Raw genomic sequence first — 16156 nt, forward strand, 5'->3', positions numbered from 1 at the left:
ATGGAACGACAACTGGACGCTTACTGCGAACACCTGCGCAGTGAGCGGCAGGTGTCGCCGCACACCCTGTCGGCTTACCGCCGCGACCTCGATAAAGTCCTCGGCTGGTGCATCAAGCAGAACATTGGCAGTTGGGCCGCGCTGGATATTCAGCGCCTGCGCAGCCTGATCGCCCGCCTGCATGCGCAGGGCCAGTCCTCGCGCAGCCTCGCGCGCCTGCTCTCAGCGGTGCGCGGGCTCTATCACTACCTGAATCGCGAAGGTCTCTGCGATCACGATCCGGCGACCGGTCTGGCGCCACCGAAAGGCGAACGTCGCCTGCCAAAAACCCTCGACACCGACCGTGCACTGCAACTGCTTGAAGGGACCGTGGAAGACGACTTTCTTGCCCGGCGTGATCAGGCGATTCTGGAGTTGTTTTATTCCTCCGGCCTGCGTCTTTCCGAACTGACCGGGCTCAATCTCGATCAACTTGATCTGGCCGACGGCATGGTTCAAGTGCTCGGCAAGGGCAGTAAAACCCGTCTGTTGCCGGTCGGTAAAAAAGCCCGCGAAGCCCTCGAACACTGGCTGCCGCTGCGAGCGATGACCAACCCGGCGGACGATGCCGTGTTCGTCAGCCAGCAAGGCCGACGCCTCGGCCCACGGGCGATTCAGGTGCGGGTGAAACTGGCCGGCGAGCGTGAACTGGGGCAGAACCTGCACCCGCACATGCTCAGGCATTCCTTCGCCAGCCACTTGCTGGAATCCTCGCAGGACTTGCGCGCGGTGCAGGAGTTGCTCGGCCACTCGGACATCAAGACCACGCAGATCTACACCCACCTGGACTTCCAGCACCTGGCGGCGGTCTACGACAGCGCCCATCCACGGGCCAAACGCATGAAAGGCGACGATTCATGAGCATCCAGTTGATCACCTTCGACCTCGACGACACCCTCTGGGACACCGCCCCGGTGATCGTCAGCGCCGAAGCGGTTTTGCGCCAATGGCTGAGCGAACATGCGCCGAATCTGGGCGCGGTGCCGGTGGAACATCTGTGGTCGATCCGCGAACGGGTATTGACCAGCGAACCGGGACTCAAACACCGCATCAGCGCGCTGCGCCGGCGGGTGTTGTTCCATGCGCTGGAAGAAGCCGGATACGCTCATGGCGAAGCGTCGGAGCTGGCGGACAAGAGTTTTGAAGTGTTTCTGCATGCGCGGCATCAGATCGAGGTGTTCCCGGAGGTCGAGCCGATCCTGGAAACCCTCGCCAAGCACTACGCCCTCGGCGTGGTCACCAACGGAAACGCCGATGTGCGCCGTCTCGGGCTGGCGGACTACTTCAAGTTTGCGTTGTGCGCCGAAGACATCGGCATCGCCAAACCGGATGCGCGACTGTTCCATGAAGCGTTGCAGCGCGGTGGCGTGAGCGCGGAAGCGGCGGTGCACATCGGTGACCATCCGGGCGATGACATTGCCGGTGCGCAACAGGCCGGGTTGCGGGCGATCTGGTTCAACCCGGGGGGCAAAGTCTGGGAAGCGGAGCGTTTGCCGGATGCCGAAATTCGCAGCCTGACTGATCTGCCTGCCGTTCTCGCACGCTGGAATGCCCTCTCGAACTGACACAGTTCCCTTGTAGGAGTGAGCCTGCTCGCGATAGCGGTGAGTCAGATACATCTACGTTGACTGACACACCGCTATCGCGAGCAGGCTCACTCCTACATTGGATCGCGGTGCATCCAGAGATTTTATTTCAGGCATGAAAAAGCCCGCAGCGACGGCGGGCTTTTTCAGCAAGCAAGCGGCACGCCTCAGATAGGGCGGCTACCGTACTTGTTGTCCGGCTTCTTGGGCGGATCGGCGACCACGTTGGCCTCCACTTCCTGCACTTTTCCGCCACGCGACAGGAACTCTTCCATGGCCTTGGCCAGGGCGTCGCGCTCCTTGTTCTTGGCTTCAATGCTCGGCAACTCATCAACCGACACCGCAGCCTTGGCTTTGCCTTTGGCAGCCGGGGCCGGCGTATCGTCACCGCCATCGTCGTCAGCAACGTCTTCCGCTGCTGCTTCCAGACCTTCCTCGGCCTCGTCCTCGTCGCCTACTTCGAGGTCGTCGTTTTCCAGATCATCGTCGCTCATGTTCTACCTCATGACTTGCGAAAAGCAGATTAGTTATAGACCAGCTTTGGCAACTGTCGAAAGTCGCCGTTAAAAAATCAGTAACCATTGGTGACCAACGGTTTATGCCCCTTCACCGTGCAAGGTGGCGAGGACTTTTCGGGCACCGCCATGATCACGGTGCTCGCCCAGATAAACGCCTTGCCAGGTTCCCAGTGCCAGGCGACCTGCCGAAACCGGCAGACTGATCTGGCAGCCAAGCACGCTGGCCTTGAAGTGCGCCGGGAGGTCGTCCAGGCCTTCGTCGTTATGCTCATAGCCGTCTGTTCCTTGTGGGATCAGACGATTGAAAAATCGTTCGAAGTCGCGACGGACCGCCGGATCGGCGTTCTCGTTGATGGTCAACGACGCCGAGGTATGCTGCAGCCACAAATGCAACAGACCGACCCGGCACTTCCTGAGTTCAGGCAGGCCGGCGATTAACTCGTCCGTTACCAGATGAAAGCCCCGGGGCCGTGCCCGCAGGGTTATCAGAGTCTGTTGCCACATACAGTTCTCCGCACGTTCGGGGCGCATTCTAGCGCGCTCTGGGAAAAAACAAAGACCCTAATATTCCTGCAATGATGTAAGCCATTGGCCGCAGAAAAACGCCCGTCGTAAACACGACCAAAGCCGTATGAAAAATCCATTCAGCTGTATCGTGAATGACAAATTCCAGACAAAAAAATGCCCGGCAAGCCGGGCAAGTTTTTCAATGCGCGTACTTACAAGTTGTAGCCGCGTTCGTTGTGTTGTGCCAGATCCAGGCCCACCGACTCTTCTTCCTCGGTCACACGCAGACCCATTACAGCGTCCAGGACCTTGAGGATGATGAAGGTGACGATCGCGGTGTAGATCACCGTGAAGCCGACGCCTTTGCACTGAATCCATACTTGAGCGGCAATGTCGGTGACGGTACCGAAGCCACCCAGCGACGGTGCGGCGAACACACCGGTGAGGATCGCCCCGAGGATACCGCCGATACCGTGTACGCCAAACGCGTCCAGGGAGTCGTCATAACCGAGTTTGCGTTTCAGGGTAGTGGCGCAGAAGAAGCACACCACGCCCGCCGCCAGACCGATCACCAGTGCCCCCATCGGGCCCACGGTGCCGGCAGCCGGAGTGATTGCCACAAGACCCGCAACCACACCCGAGGCGATGCCCAGTGCGCTTGGTTTACCGTGGGTGACCCACTCGGCAAACATCCAGCCCAGCGCGGCGGCAGCGGTAGCAATCTGGGTGACCAGCATCGCCATGCCGGCAGTGCCGTTGGCGGCTGCAGCGGAACCGGCGTTGAAGCCAAACCAGCCGACCCACAGCATCGCCGCGCCCATCAGGGTGTAACCGAGGTTATGCGGCGCCATCGGCGTGGTCGGAAAGCCTTTACGCTTGCCCAATACCAGGCAGCAGATCAGACCGGCCACACCGGCGTTGATATGCACCACGGTGCCGCCTGCGAAGTCGAGTACGCCCCAGTCCCACATCAGGCCACCGTTGCCGGACCAGACCATGTGAGCGATCGGCGCATAAACCAGAGTGAACCAGATGCCCATGAAGATCAGCATCGCGGAGAACTTCATGCGCTCGGCGAACGCACCGACGATCAGCGCCGGAGTGATGATCGCGAAGGTCATCTGGAAGGTGACGAACACCGCCTCAGGGAACAACGCCGCAGGCCCGGTCAGGCTGGCTGGCGTGATGCCCGCGAGGAACGCCTTGCCGAAGCCGCCGACAAAGGAGTTGAAGTTGACGACGCCCTGCTCCATGCCGGTGGTGTCGAACGCGATGCTGTAGCCATAAATGACCCACAGGACGCTGATCAGACCGGTAATGGCGAAGCACTGCATCATCACGGAAAGAATGTTTTTCGAGCGAACCATGCCGCCGTAGAAAAGCGCCAGGCCCGGGATGGTCATGAACAGCACGAGGGCTGTGGAGGTGAGCATCCAGGCAGTGTCGCCGGAATTGAGGACTGGGGCCGCCACTTCGTCTGCCGCCATAGCAAGGCTGGGCATTACGATGGACAACAGGGCTCCTAGCCCTGCGAATTTACGCAGAGTCATATTGTTTTCTCCTGGGGCGTTGGGGTTTGTGGCGGCGTTTAAATCGCGTCGGTATCGGTTTCGCCGGTACGGATGCGAATCGCCTGTTCCAGATTGACCACGAAGATCTTGCCGTCACCGATCTTGCCGGTGTTGGCCGCTTTGGTTATCGCCTCGATAACCCGATCCAGATCCTTGTCGTCGATGGCCACGTCGATTTTCACCTTGGGCAGAAAATCGACCACATATTCCGCGCCGCGATACAGCTCGGTGTGACCCTTCTGCCGGCCGAAGCCTTTGACTTCAGTAACGGTAATGCCCTGCACGCCGATTTCGGACAGCGACTCGCGCACGTCGTCCAACTTGAACGGCTTGATGATGGCAGTGACTAGCTTCATGAAACTCTCTCCCGAATTGGTGGACTTGCCCCAGGAAAACAAACCCGACTCAAGTCTAAGCGCAGTGCCTGGCTTTGTAACGCATCGCTGACGCCAGCTAACCGCATCAGACGAAACTCCCCGCTTCGCCTGCCGCACTGCATTCGTCACAGCGACTGCATCAGTGCATGGGTCGAAGGTGACTAAGCAGAAACCTTGCCATCTCGCCAAAAACCTCTGATTTCAATCCCTTGGCCGCTGCCGCAGGCACTCCCGCCCAAAAGGCCCGACGGATACGCACAACAACGGTGCGCTGCCGTCCATCCGTTTGCGCGAAAAGCGTGCATCCCAGCCTGCGCAAATGACTATAGACACTGCGTGATACACTGCCGGCCATTGTTTCCAGGACATCCATCATGCTCGCGCCCAAAGACTTCCTCGACGCCCTGAGCGGCACTGCCTCCCGCCTCTTCAGCGGCGATACCCCGCTGCCGAAAGCCGAAATCGAAAGCCAGTTCAAGATGCTGCTGCAAAGTGCGTTCAGCAAACTCGATCTGGTAAGCCGTGAAGAATTTGATAGTCAGATGGTTGTACTGGCCCGCACCCGCGCCCGCCTCGAAAGCCTCGAAGCCAAAGTCGCCGAAATGGAAGCCAAGCTGACTCCACCAGCCGAATAATTCCGCCCCCCCAGTAGGAGTTGCCGAAGGCTGCGATCTTTTGATCTTCAGCCCTTCATTCTTCTCGGCAACGTCCTACAACCTGCACCACCGCCGTCCGATTGCGCCGAAAAGCCCAGGTTTCTAAGCATCACCCGATGCTGAATGTTCAGCACCGGGTTTGGCGACCTGGATAGCTTAAGGCGCACGACAACCATGATGGCGGCTACATTTACCGCCACATCGTTTCATGGCGGTTGTGCGTGGGAGACCTTCGGGTCTGCCGGGTTCCTTTTGCTCCGGTTCGCCAACCCGCGTACAACTGCCACCCAATCGTTTGGCGACGATTGAGGGCAGCCCCTTAAGCAAGAGGAACTGCTCAATGAATCAAGAAGAGACTTATCTAAGCCCGCACATCTTCACCCGCCACAAACTCCCCCTCCACGCCCTCCTCATCCAGAACCAACCCTGGTTCTGCGCCCGAGACCTGAGCCGCCTGCTGCACATCCATCTCAACGAACGCATGCTGCGAAAACTCGACCCCGACCAATACCAAACCCGCAAAACCCTCATCCACAACCAGATCGAAAAAACCCTGCTGATCAGCGAATCAGGCATCTACGCCCTCCTCGTCTACCACTACTGCCCCGAATACCGAGCCTTGCGCGAGTGGCTCACCCACCAGGTCATCCCCACCCTGCGCGACACTCAAGTGCCCACCACAAGCGAACGCCCACACCTGAGCCTGCTCAGTTGGCCGGATATGACGTTGAGTTTGTTGCACTGGAATAATCAGCCGTGGATACGGTTGCAGGATGTGCCACACATGGTGACGGAGCGAGAACAGGTAAACCGCACGGCTGTGAACTCATGGTGGAGAAAGGCTCTGCAATTGATCTGAATTTTTGCGCTGCAACCTCACCAAAGGTCATTTCAGTGATGCCACTGAAATGACCTTTTTTGTGTCTTCATTTTCTCCAGCCCCCTACTCCGAAATCCCCCACTCACAGAAGTAACGTCCTACAAAACGCGTCCCCCACGTCTGATTTCGCTGCCCCCTCTCTGCTGGCTATCTTCTGCGACCAGATCCAAACAGATGAAAACAATGAGAAGAAAAGGCAAAGCAACGGATCTTCGTAACCAGACATTCAGATCAAACTCGCGAAAGATCGCCCACAAATTCTTTCTCAAGAACATTGCCCCGAGAATCCCGAATATTGATGCAGCAGCGGTCAAGTTTGAGCCAATTACCCCAGCAGCGATAACGCAATGCTTTCTCTGGGAGGGGCCAACAATTTTCCCTTGGGATGACGTTGCAGACTGGAAAAGTAAAGATGCGAAAGGTCTGGATTTGGCGATATGGTACAAACAGATACTTTGCGGCATGTGCTATGCGACCCCGCGCGCAAGCTCTATCTGCTTAAAGATTATTCTGTTGGAAGGGCATCCGGACAGTGCACACCCGCTTCGCGGCAGGATCGCGCCGATTGCTCTGCTTGTCGCAGATCACTATGCGCGAGCGCTAGGATGCAAAGAAATCGAGATTCAGGATCCTGATCCGAATGTTGTTTTTTATTACCGAAAACTGGGGTTCAAATTCGACCACACCAACCGGCTTGTCATTTCTGTGGACGGTCAATAACATCGAAATCAACAACCCAATCGCACGAGGTGCGTATGAGCCCAAAAAAGCGAAAGGCAAAGCTTCTTCAGATTGTTGAACTACATCTCGAAGCACTCCGGTTGGCAGGGGATATGTCAGCCAACCAACGGCGATTTATTGAAGTTGCTGTTACATGTGGGCCAGAGCTTGAGCCAAGCGGCCCGCTGGCCGGTAGAAGATCCTGAGTCAAAAATAAAAAAGGCGTCCATAGGACGCCTTTTTTGTGTTTGGAGGAGTAGTCGCAGCGATTCTTTAGCTCCTGGCTTTACGGCCTTGGGTTCAGAATCCGACAGGCTAGCCCGTCGTCACTACTTCAGAGAAACCAACTTTCTCTGCTGCCAAAAATGCGGGGGAGCTTTTACTGGTGCCCAGTCCCGACGAATGCGCTGTTGCAGTCCTCGAACGGGAGGATCCTTCAGTACCGCTCAGGAGTCAAAGCTCATTTATGATTGCAGAGCAAAACTCTCATCCATGCCGACATAAAGTATTGCCCCTCCGCCCTCCCACATCCTGAACTGGCCATCTCCAACGTCCTCCACCCACGCAGGCACAGTCCTACGAAGACCGTCCCCTTCGTCTGATTACGTAAGCATCAATGCCTTCGATATCGTCTGCAGCTTGATCCCGACAGAACAAGACGATACGAAGAAAAGGAAAGGGTACCAAGCTTCGAAATCAGACACTCAAATCTGAATCCGACCAATAAGATCGAATCAAGCATCCCGGCACGTGAGGTGTTTATGAAGCAGAAGAAGCAGAAAACCCAACCGGCACGGGTGTCCAAACAGGGTACCGAGGCACTCGGATTGCCGGACAGAGTTTCAGCCAGTCAGCGGCATTTTCTGAAAGTGCCCGCGACCTACGGCAAGGAAATGGAGCCCGATGGTTGGCTCGCCGGTGGTGGAACCTGAGTACCGCCAAAATAACCGCCTGACAGGCGGTTTTTTATGCCTGAGGATTAGTGCCTCCGGCAACATCCAGTGAAAGTTCGCCCTTAAAACTGTCCGACCAACGCCCTTTCCCCAGACTACCCTTCAAAAACCCGCAGGAAGCGGCCCCCGATTCAGCTCAAGGAACGACCATGTCTCTCTCCATCGTCCACAGTCGCGCCCAGATTGGCGTGGATGCTCCCGCTGTCACCGTCGAAGTCCATCTGGCCAACGGTCTGCCGTCGCTGACCATGGTCGGCCTGCCGGAGGCGGCGGTGAAGGAGAGCAAGGATCGGGTGCGCAGCGCGATCATCAATTCCGGGCTGCAGTTTCCGGCGCGGCGCATCACCTTGAATCTGGCGCCGGCGGATCTGCCCAAGGATGGCGGGCGGTTTGATCTGGCGATTGCCCTGGGAATTCTGTCGGCGAGTGTGCAGGTGCCGTGCCTGACGCTCGATGATGTGGAATGTCTTGGTGAGTTGGCGTTGTCCGGGGCAGTACGAGCGGTGCGTGGCGTGTTGCCGGCAGCACTGGCGGCGCGCAAGGCGGGTCGTGCGCTGGTGGTGCCGCGGGCGAATGCCGAGGAGGCGTGTCTGGCCTCGGGCCTGAAGGTGTACGCGGTGGATCATCTGCTGGAAGCGGTGGCACATTTCAACGGACACACTCCGGTGGAGCCTTACGTGTCGGACGGTTTGATTCATGCCGCCCGGCCTTATCCAGATCTCAACGAAGTGCAGGGGCAATTGGCGGCCAAACGCGCGCTGCTGATCGCCGCCGCAGGTGCGCATAACCTGTTGTTCAGCGGGCCGCCGGGAACGGGAAAAACGCTGCTGGCCAGTCGCTTGCCGGGGTTACTCCCGCCGTTATCAGAATGCGAAGCTCTTGAAGTGGCAGCGATTCAATCGGTCGCCAGCGGCGTGCCGCTGACCCACTGGCCGCAGAGACCGTTTCGCCAACCGCACCACTCGGCTTCCGGGCCGGCACTGGTTGGCGGCAGCTCAAAACCGCAACCCGGCGAAATCACCCTCGCCCATCACGGCGTGCTGTTTCTCGATGAGCTGCCGGAGTTTGATCGCAAGGTACTGGAGGTACTGCGTGAGCCGCTGGAGTCCGGGCATATCGTGATTGCCCGCGCCAAGGATCGCGTGCGTTTTCCGGCGCGGTTTCAGTTGGTGGCAGCGATGAATCCGTGTCCCTGCGGATATCTAGGCGAGCCAAGCGGCAAGTGTTCGTGTACGCCGGACATGGTGCAGCGCTATCGCAACAAGTTGTCGGGGCCGCTGCTGGACCGGATCGATCTGCACCTGACGGTGGCGCGGGAGGCGACAGCGTTGAATCCAGAGGTGAAACCGGGTGAGGACAGTGTCAGTGCGGCGGCCGTCGTGGCCGAGGCACGGGAGCGCCAGCAGAAACGTCAGGGCTGCGCCAATGCGTTTCTCGATCTGCCGGGGTTAAAGCGACACTGCCAGTTATCCACAGCCGATGAGAAATGGCTGGAGTCCGCGTGTGAGCGACTGATCCTGTCGCTGCGCTCGGCGCATCGGTTGCTCAAGGTCGCGCGAACGCTGGCGGATCTGGAACAAGCCAGGGACATCAGCCGTGAGCATCTGGCTGAAGCGCTGCAGTATCGGCCGGCGACTCAGTAAGTATTGAAACCGAACCGCCGTCATTCGCGAGCAAGCCCGCTCCCACAAGTTCAGGGGAGATCCTGTGAGAGCGGGCTTGCCCGCGAAGACCATGTCAGCGACAAATCAACGAAAGCGGTCAACCTCGGAACGCAGGTCCGCCGCCAGCTTCTCCAGCTCTTTAGCCGTCACAGCCAGGTTCGACACCACCTCACGCTGCTCACTGTTGGCCAGCGCAATGCTCTGCAAATTGCTGCTCAGCAACGTCGCGGTACTGCTTTGTTCCTGAGTCGCCGTAGTGATCGCGGCAAACTGCTGCCCCGCCGAACGGCTTTGCTCGTCGATGCGTGCCAGCGCCGAGGCGACATTGGCGTTACGCGACAGGCCTTCCTGCATCAGCACATTGCCCTGCTCCATGGTGCTGATCGCGTTGCCGGTTTCCTGCTGGATGCTGTGGATCATGCTGGAAATTTCATCGGTCGCCTGACGGGTACGCGAGGCCAGGCTGCGCACCTCATCCGCCACCACGGCAAAGCCGCGACCTTGTTCACCGGCACGCGCGGCCTCGATGGCGGCGTTGAGCGCCAGCAGGTTGGTCTGTTCGGCAATCGAAGTGATCACCCCGACGATGCCGCCGATTTCCTGTGAGCGCTGACCGAGGGTGTTGATCACCGTCGCGGTGCTGTTCAGGGCACCAGCGATTTGCTCCAGAGAGGACGACGCTTCTTCCATCGAGCTACGGCCAATCTGCGTCTGCTGAGCGTTTTCCTGCGCCAGACGCTGGGTGGCGCCCATGTTGTCGGCGATGTTCAGCGAGGTGGCGCTGAACTCTTCGACCGCGCCGGCCATGCTGGTGATTTCACCGGACTGTTGCTCCATGCCTTCGTACGCGCCACCGGACAAACCGGACAAGGCCTGCGCACGGCTGTTGACCTCTTCCGAAGAGCGGCGAATGTGCTCGACCATGGTCGACAGTGCCTGGCTCATCTGGTTGAAGGCGCGAGACAGCTGACCGATTTCGTCGTTGCTCGACACGTTCAGGCGCACGCTCAGATCACCGGCGCCCAAGGCCTCGGCCTGACGCACCAGGTCACCCAGCGGTTGCAGCTTGCTGCGCAGCAGCCACATCGCCGAGCCGACCGCGATCAACATCGCCAGCAGACTGCCGATGGCCAATTGCGTGCCGACACTCCAGGTCACCGCGCGGATTTCGGCTTTCGGCATACTTGCCACCACCGCCCACGGCCCGCCGTCGAACGGTACGGCGATGCTGTAGAAGTCTTCCGAAGAATCACTCCAGAACTCACCCTTGCCCGGTTTCGCAGCCAGGCCTTTGATCACCGGCACCGCCTGATCCAGCGCCTTGACACCCGCTGGCGCAACCAGCCATTTGTTTTGCTCATCGAGCAACGCCAGCGAACCGCTCTGACCGATGCGGAAGCGCTTGAGGTTGTCGAACTGGGCGTTCTGCGCATCGGTGTAATCGAAGCCGACGAACAACACCGCGATCACCTTGCCGCTGCTGTCACGCACCGGGGTGTACTGAGTCATGTAGGAACGATCAAACAGCAAGGCGCGGCCGACATAACCCTGCCCCGCCATCAGCTTTGCGTACGCCGGGTGCGCGTGATCGAGCAAGGTGCCGATGGCGCGGGTACCGTCCTGCTTGGTCAGGGAGGTGCTGACCCGCACAAAGTCTTCGCCGCTGCGCACGAACAGCGTGGCGACGCCGGCCGTCATCTGCTTGAACTCGTCGACTTCCTTGAAGTTGTTGTTCAACACCTCGCTGCCCAGGTGCAGGCCCGGGGTCTGGGTGCCTGCCACCGTCACCGGCTCGCTCGGGTGAATGCTCAGGCCCACGCTGAAGCGCTTCTCGAACAGTCCGCTCAAGCGCTGAGTGCTTTCACGCAACGTGCCGTGGAAGGTGCTCAGTTGGTCGGCCAGCAGCCGCGCCTCACTGGCCAGATGCTCTTCACGGGTGGCGAGGTTGGCAGTGTCCAGCGAACGCAGGGCGAACACCGTACTGCCGCTGATGACAATCGCCAGTATCACAGCGAGCGCGAGGCCCAGCTGCGAGGCGATCCGGGCGCGAGGTTGAGACATGGACAGCTCCTGGCCGAGCCATTCGATCCTCCTTGATCGCAGCTCGGATAATTTTCTAGTAATAGGGGTGGATCGTGGAGACCGGCACGACGGTCCCACTTGCTCGTAGTCGGCGGTAAAAGCGAATACTTGAGCGTGCAACGAGGGTATGGCGCAAGGCCGGCATTGTGGCGGCTCGAACGTTTCAGCTCAAGCGCGCGACTGCCGGCAGCTCCATGGCGCGCACTTCGCCTTGCAGGAAGTCACTCAGACGGCGCAAACGTTCACCTCCCGGACGGGTTTTTGGCCACACCAGGTAATAATTCAGTCCGCTGGCGACGGCGGTCGGCCACGGCAGACTCAGGCGTCCTTGCGCGACATCCTCGGCCACCATCAGCAAATCGCCCATGGATACGCCGTACCCGCGCGCCGCCGCAATCATTCCGAGCTCCAGCGTGTCGAAGACCTGACCGCCCTTGAGCGACACCTGTTCAGACAGGCCCATGTGCTCCAGCCAGCTGCGCCAGTCGCGACGATCCGGCGTCGGGTGCAGCAGTTCGGTACTGGCCAAACGAGCGACATCCCATGGCTGATCATTCAACAGGTTGGGCGCGCCCACCGGTATCAGCTCTTCAGGAAACAGCAGACTGGCCTCCCAGTCCGGCGGGAAGTGGCCGTCACTGAGCAGCACGGCGCAGTCGAAAGGCTCATCGTTGAAATCCACCGAGTCGACATCCATCCACGCGCTGGTCAACTGCACTTCGTTGCCCGGTTGCAAATGACGGAAGCGACTCAGTCGCGCCAGCAACCAGCGCATGGTCAGGGTCGAGGGCGCTTTCATGCGCAGGATGTCGTCCTCGGCGCGCAGCGTGTTACAGGCTCGCTCAAGGGCACTGAAACCTTCGCGAATGCCGGGCAACAGCAGGCGCGCCGATTCGGTCAGTTGCAGGTTGCGGCCGCTGCGGTGAAACAACCGGCAGGCGAAATGATCTTCGAGGGTGCGAATGTGCCGGCTGACCGCACTCTGAGTGATCGACAGCTCCTCGGCAGCGCGGGTAAACGAACTGTGTCGCGCCGCCGCTTCGAATGCGCGCAGGGCATACAAGGGAGGAAGACGACGAGACATTCGGAAAGCTCCTATAGCGGGATGCGGCCAACTTAGCAGAATCTGTTCTGGATGAGTTTTAATCATGCGACCCATCCTTTTTATCCCTTTGTGCAATGCCGTCCAAGCGCCGAGAATCGACGCTCTTCTGTTTCTTCCGATAATCGGGTGGTGATGACCATGCAGCATCCTGTGCGTACCGAACTCTGGGCCATTCTGCGGCTGTCGGGGCCGTTGATCGCTTCACAGTTGGCGCACATGTTGATGGTGCTGACCGACACACTGATGATGGCGCGCATCAGTCCCGAAGCCCTGGCTGGCGGCGGCCTCGGCGCGGCGTCTTACTCGTTCGTGTCGATTTTCTGCATCGGCGTGATTGCGGCCGTTGGCACCCTGGTGGCGATTCGTCAGGGTGCCGGCGACATTCTTGGCGCGGCACGCCTGACCCAGGCCGGTTTGTGGCTGGCATGGCTGATGGCGCTGGGCGCCGGCTTGCTGTTGTGGAACCTGAAACCGCTTTTGCTGCTGTTCGGTCAGACCGAAACCAACGTCACTGCGGCCGGCCAGTTCCTGATTGCGCTGCCCTTCGCCCTGCCTGGCTATCTGAGCTTCATGGCTCTGCGTGGTTTCACCAGTGCAATCGGCCGAGCGACGCCGGTCATGGTGATTAGCCTCGGCGGCACGGTGGCCAACTTTCTGCTCAATTACGCACTGATCACCGGCATGTTCGGCCTGCCGAAACTGGGTTTGATGGGCATCGGTCTCGTCACGGCAATTGTCGCCAACTGCATGGCGCTGGCGCTGGCCTGGCACATTCGTCGGCACCCGGCGTATGACGCTTATCCGCTGCGCGCCGGTCTGTCGCGGCTGAACATGCAGTACCTGAAAGAGCTGTGGCGCCTCGGCCTGCCCATCGGCGGTACTTACGCGGTTGAGGTCGGGCTGTTCGCTTTCGCGGCGCTGTGCATGGGCACCATGGGCAGCACGCAAATGGGTGCACACCAGATTGCCCTGCAGATCGTCTCGGTGGCGTTCATGGTGCCGGCGGGTATGTCGTACGCCATCACCATGCGCATCGGGCAGCATTACGGCGCCGGGCAGTTGCTGGATGCACGGATGTCGGGACGGGTCGGCATCGCGTTCGGCGCAGTGGTGATGCTGGCGTTTGCGATGGTGTTCTGGCTATTGCCGAATCAGTTGGTCGGCTTGTTCCTCGATCACAACGACCCGGCGTTTGCCGAAGTCATTCGACTGGCGGTGAGCCTGTTGGCCGTGGCGGCGTGGTTCGAGTTGTTCGACGGCACGCAGACGATTGCCATGGGCTGCATTCGCGGGCTCAAGGATGCGAAGACCACGTTTCTGGTCGGGCTCGGTTGCTACTGGCTGATCGGTGCGCCGGCAGCGTGGTGGATGGCGTTCCATCTGAACTGGGGGCCGACTGGCGTCTGGTGGGGACTGGCGCTGGGGCTGGCGTGTGCGGCGGTCAGCCTGACACTGGCGTTTGAGTGGAAGATGAAGCGGATGATTCGGCGTGAGCCTGCGCCATCAAGTCGGTTCACAGTCCCCCAGACCGACTGAAATCCCTTGTAGGGATAGGTGTTTAGCTGACAATTTCCAGGGCTGGCTGTTGGCTTGAGCCGAAGGTGAGGTACTCAACCAGCTCCGCCAACGGCAACGGCCGGCTGATCAGATAACCCTGCACCTGATCGCAGCCAAACCCGCGCAGCAATTCCAGTTGCTCCGGCGTTTCGACCCCTTCCGCCACCACTTCCAGGTGCAGGTTGTGCGCGAGGTTGATCATCGCGTGTACCAGTTTGCGGTTCTCTTCGCGCTGCTCCATGCCGCCAACAAAGCTCTTGTCGATCTTCAGCAACGTGATCGGCAGGCTGTTGAGGTGCACGAACGATGAGAACCCGGTGCCGAAGTCATCCAGCGAGAAACGCACGCCGAGGCGGCCAAGAGCGTCCATGGTCTGTTTGACCAGATCGCTGCGGCGCATCACAGCGGTTTCGGTGAGTTCGAACTCCAGCCACTGCGCCTCGACGCCACGCTCGGCGATCAAACGACTCAGGGTCGGCAACAACTGGCTGTCCTGAAACTGGCGGAACGACAGGTTGATTGCCATGTGCAGCGCCGGCAACCCGCGTTCGCGCAGAGCCTGCATGTCACGCAGGGCACGGGAAATCACCCAGTAACCCAGCGGCACGATCAACCCGCTCTGTTCGGCTAGTGGCACGAACTCACTGGGCGGCAGCAAACCGCGCTCGCCATGGCGCCAGCGCACCAGGGCTTCGAGGCCGACAATCTGGCCATCTTCGAGATTCAGCCGTGGCTGGTAATGCAGTTCCAGCTCATCGCGACGCAATGCCCGACGCAGCTCGCTTTCGAGGTCGGCCATGCTGCGCGCGTTACGGTTGATGCGTTCGTTGAAGATATGAAAGGTGCAGCCCTGCGTGCTCTTGGCCTGCTGCATGGCGATGTGGGCGTGCCACATCAGCGGATCAGCGCCAGCCTGCGCGCGGGCGTGGGCGATGCCGAGGCTGGAACCGATCAACAGGCTTTCGCCATCGACCCAGTAGGGTTCCGACAAGGCTTCGGTAATGCGTTCGGCCATCCACTCGGCCCGTTGCGGCGCACGGCGGGTGTCGATCAGAAGGGCGAACTCATCACTGCCCAGCCGCGCCAGTTGATCACCGGCCTCCAGCTGACTTTTCAGACGCGAGACGACTTGCAGGATCAAGCGGTCGCCCGCCTGATGGCCGAGGGCGTCGTTGGCGTGACGGAAATTGTCGAGATCGAGGTGCCCGAGGGCCAGGCCGCGGCCGTCGTTTTCCGCGAGGCGCGCCGTGAGCAAGGTCTGAAAACCCTGACGGTTGGCGATACCGGTCAGCGGATCCTGTTCGGCAAGGCGTTGCAGGGTGTTTTCGAGGACGCCGCGCTCGCGCACATGACGCAGGCAACGGCGCAGCATGCCGGCATCGAGAGCATCGAACACCAGCCAGTCACTGACGCCGTCGGGCGTGGTCGCCGGTTCGTGTTCCAGCAGCAACACCGTCGGCAGGCTGCACCGGCCGGGCGCGGGCTGCAAGGCGGGAACGGTCAACAGCACCGCGTGGCGGTTGTCTTCGAACAGACTGCTGACCGACTCCCAGCTCGGCGCGCTGATCAGCACCGCCGCGCTCCCCATAGGAGCCAGACACTCGCGCAATAACGCTGTCCACGCTGGCTCTTCGGCCAGTAGCAGCAAACGCAAGGGTTCGACAGGCGTAGACAAGCTAGCTCCCTAGACTCTGCAATGATGTGGGCGGGGCATTATGCCGTTGTGCTGACCAATGACCAATGAGCAGACCCAATGAAAACGGCTATCAAAACGTTATTTTGTGTCAAGAATGAGAACATTAGCCGCAAAATCTCCGCGCATCCTGCGTGAAAGTAACAAAACCGGCAAATTTGAATCGCGTGGTACGTCACAAGTCGGACAGAGCAGCACAAATCGCTGAGCCTGTTAAAATGCCGGCCCATTTCGTCAACGACTCCCGA

The 16156-nt window shown here is 59.8% G+C and carries 15 protein-coding genes; 8 read left to right on the plus strand and 7 right to left on the minus strand.

Features of this window, described 5'->3' with window-relative positions:
- Together xerC and F2P67_RS16705 are read left to right on the plus strand one after the other, a co-directional pair.
- Positions 1–900: a tyrosine recombinase XerC gene (gene xerC, locus F2P67_RS16700; protein WP_166221766.1), complete on the plus strand. Its 900-nt coding sequence runs from the start codon at positions 1–3 to the stop codon at positions 898–900.
- Positions 897–1604, plus strand: a complete 708-nt coding sequence (locus F2P67_RS16705; protein WP_166221768.1) for an HAD family hydrolase — start codon at positions 897–899, stop codon at positions 1602–1604. Before xerC ends, F2P67_RS16705 begins: the two co-directional genes overlap by 4 nt.
- A gap of 188 nt (positions 1605–1792) precedes the next feature.
- Here F2P67_RS16705 and sutA read toward each other — a convergent pair whose 3' ends face one another.
- The 4 genes from sutA to glnK form a co-directional block, all read right to left on the minus strand.
- Positions 1793–2119: a transcriptional regulator SutA gene (gene sutA / locus F2P67_RS16710; protein ID WP_007920420.1), complete on the minus strand. Its 327-nt coding sequence runs from the start codon at positions 2117–2119 to the stop codon at positions 1793–1795.
- Positions 2120–2221: 102 nt separating this feature from the next.
- The gene (locus F2P67_RS16715; RefSeq protein WP_166221769.1) at positions 2222–2647 is read right to left on the minus strand and encodes a secondary thiamine-phosphate synthase enzyme YjbQ; all 426 of its coding nucleotides are present in this window, start codon (positions 2645–2647) and stop codon (positions 2222–2224) included.
- A 215-nt stretch (positions 2648–2862) separates the two neighbouring features.
- Positions 2863–4200 (minus strand): ammonium transporter, encoded by a 1338-nt coding sequence (locus F2P67_RS16720; protein ID WP_166221771.1) that lies wholly within the window; start codon positions 4198–4200, stop codon positions 2863–2865.
- Between the two features lie 38 nt (positions 4201–4238).
- Positions 4239–4577 (minus strand): P-II family nitrogen regulator, encoded by a 339-nt coding sequence (gene glnK, locus F2P67_RS16725; protein ID WP_002555808.1) that lies wholly within the window; start codon positions 4575–4577, stop codon positions 4239–4241.
- 395 nt (positions 4578–4972) lie between these two features.
- Here glnK and F2P67_RS16730 point away from each other — a divergent pair, with 395 nt between their 5' ends.
- The 5 genes from F2P67_RS16730 to F2P67_RS16750 all read left to right on the plus strand — a co-directional run bounded on the left by F2P67_RS16730 (position 4973) and on the right by F2P67_RS16750 (position 9450).
- A complete protein-coding gene (locus tag F2P67_RS16730; RefSeq protein WP_007920416.1) occupies positions 4973–5233 on the plus strand; it encodes an accessory factor UbiK family protein in 261 nt (86 codons plus the stop codon).
- 361 nt (positions 5234–5594) lie between these two features.
- Positions 5595–6113 (plus strand): BRO-N domain-containing protein, encoded by a 519-nt coding sequence (locus F2P67_RS16735; RefSeq protein ID WP_166221773.1) that lies wholly within the window; start codon positions 5595–5597, stop codon positions 6111–6113.
- Positions 6114–6308: 195 nt separating this feature from the next.
- Positions 6309–6854, plus strand: a complete 546-nt coding sequence (locus F2P67_RS16740) for an N-acetyltransferase (protein ID WP_343045159.1) — start codon at positions 6309–6311, stop codon at positions 6852–6854.
- A 761-nt stretch (positions 6855–7615) separates the two neighbouring features.
- On the plus strand, positions 7616–7786 hold the full coding sequence (locus F2P67_RS16745; protein WP_166221775.1) for a hypothetical protein: 171 nt from the start codon (positions 7616–7618) through the stop codon (positions 7784–7786).
- Between the two features lie 170 nt (positions 7787–7956).
- Positions 7957–9450, plus strand: a complete 1494-nt coding sequence (locus F2P67_RS16750) for a YifB family Mg chelatase-like AAA ATPase (protein WP_166221777.1) — start codon at positions 7957–7959, stop codon at positions 9448–9450.
- A gap of 105 nt (positions 9451–9555) precedes the next feature.
- Here the strand turns inward: F2P67_RS16750 and F2P67_RS16755 are convergent, their stop codons facing one another.
- Together F2P67_RS16755 and F2P67_RS16760 are read right to left on the minus strand one after the other, a co-directional pair.
- On the minus strand, positions 9556–11532 hold the full coding sequence (locus tag F2P67_RS16755) for a methyl-accepting chemotaxis protein (RefSeq protein ID WP_166221779.1): 1977 nt from the start codon (positions 11530–11532) through the stop codon (positions 9556–9558).
- Between the two features lie 184 nt (positions 11533–11716).
- A complete protein-coding gene (locus F2P67_RS16760; protein WP_166221781.1) occupies positions 11717–12637 on the minus strand; it encodes a LysR substrate-binding domain-containing protein in 921 nt (306 codons plus the stop codon).
- 159 nt (positions 12638–12796) lie between these two features.
- On the opposite strand from F2P67_RS16760, the gene F2P67_RS16765 reads away from it, so the two are divergent.
- Positions 12797–14194: a NorM family multidrug efflux MATE transporter gene (locus tag F2P67_RS16765; RefSeq protein WP_166221783.1), complete on the plus strand. Its 1398-nt coding sequence runs from the start codon at positions 12797–12799 to the stop codon at positions 14192–14194.
- Positions 14195–14216: 22 nt separating this feature from the next.
- Here the strand turns inward: F2P67_RS16765 and F2P67_RS16770 are convergent, their stop codons facing one another.
- Complete coding sequence (locus F2P67_RS16770; protein ID WP_166221785.1) at positions 14217–15890, minus strand: putative bifunctional diguanylate cyclase/phosphodiesterase; 1674 nt, start codon at positions 15888–15890, stop codon at positions 14217–14219.
- Positions 15891–16156: the final 266 nt, after the last annotated feature.

The sequence above is a fragment of the Pseudomonas atagonensis genome, from assembly GCF_011369485.1.
GTDB lineage: Bacteria > Pseudomonadota > Gammaproteobacteria > Pseudomonadales > Pseudomonadaceae > Aquipseudomonas > Aquipseudomonas atagonensis.

What these genes read in the sequence shown, in the direction of transcription:
- F2P67_RS16760 (WP_166221781.1), bottom strand. Translation starts at nt 12,637, where the DNA reads ATGTCTCGTCGTCTTCCTCCCTTGTATGCCCTGCGCGCATTCGAAGCG.
- glnK (WP_002555808.1), bottom strand. Translation starts at nt 4,577, where the DNA reads ATGAAGCTAGTCACTGCCATCATCAAGCCGTTCAAGTTGGACGACGTG.
- F2P67_RS16765 (WP_166221783.1), top strand. Translation starts at nt 12,797, where the DNA reads ATGCAGCATCCTGTGCGTACCGAACTCTGGGCCATTCTGCGGCTGTCG.
- F2P67_RS16720 (WP_166221771.1), bottom strand. Translation starts at nt 4,200, where the DNA reads ATGACTCTGCGTAAATTCGCAGGGCTAGGAGCCCTGTTGTCCATCGTA.
- F2P67_RS16715 (WP_166221769.1), bottom strand. Translation starts at nt 2,647, where the DNA reads ATGTGGCAACAGACTCTGATAACCCTGCGGGCACGGCCCCGGGGCTTT.
- xerC (WP_166221766.1), top strand. Translation starts at nt 1, where the DNA reads ATGGAACGACAACTGGACGCTTACTGCGAACACCTGCGCAGTGAGCGG.
- F2P67_RS16735 (WP_166221773.1), top strand. Translation starts at nt 5,595, where the DNA reads ATGAATCAAGAAGAGACTTATCTAAGCCCGCACATCTTCACCCGCCAC.
- F2P67_RS16750 (WP_166221777.1), top strand. Translation starts at nt 7,957, where the DNA reads ATGTCTCTCTCCATCGTCCACAGTCGCGCCCAGATTGGCGTGGATGCT.
- F2P67_RS16745 (WP_166221775.1), top strand. Translation starts at nt 7,616, where the DNA reads ATGAAGCAGAAGAAGCAGAAAACCCAACCGGCACGGGTGTCCAAACAG.
- F2P67_RS16755 (WP_166221779.1), bottom strand. Translation starts at nt 11,532, where the DNA reads ATGTCTCAACCTCGCGCCCGGATCGCCTCGCAGCTGGGCCTCGCGCTC.
- F2P67_RS16730 (WP_007920416.1), top strand. Translation starts at nt 4,973, where the DNA reads ATGCTCGCGCCCAAAGACTTCCTCGACGCCCTGAGCGGCACTGCCTCC.
- sutA (WP_007920420.1), bottom strand. Translation starts at nt 2,119, where the DNA reads ATGAGCGACGATGATCTGGAAAACGACGACCTCGAAGTAGGCGACGAG.
- F2P67_RS16740 (WP_343045159.1), top strand. Translation starts at nt 6,309, where the DNA reads ATGAAAACAATGAGAAGAAAAGGCAAAGCAACGGATCTTCGTAACCAG.
- F2P67_RS16705 (WP_166221768.1), top strand. Translation starts at nt 897, where the DNA reads ATGAGCATCCAGTTGATCACCTTCGACCTCGACGACACCCTCTGGGAC.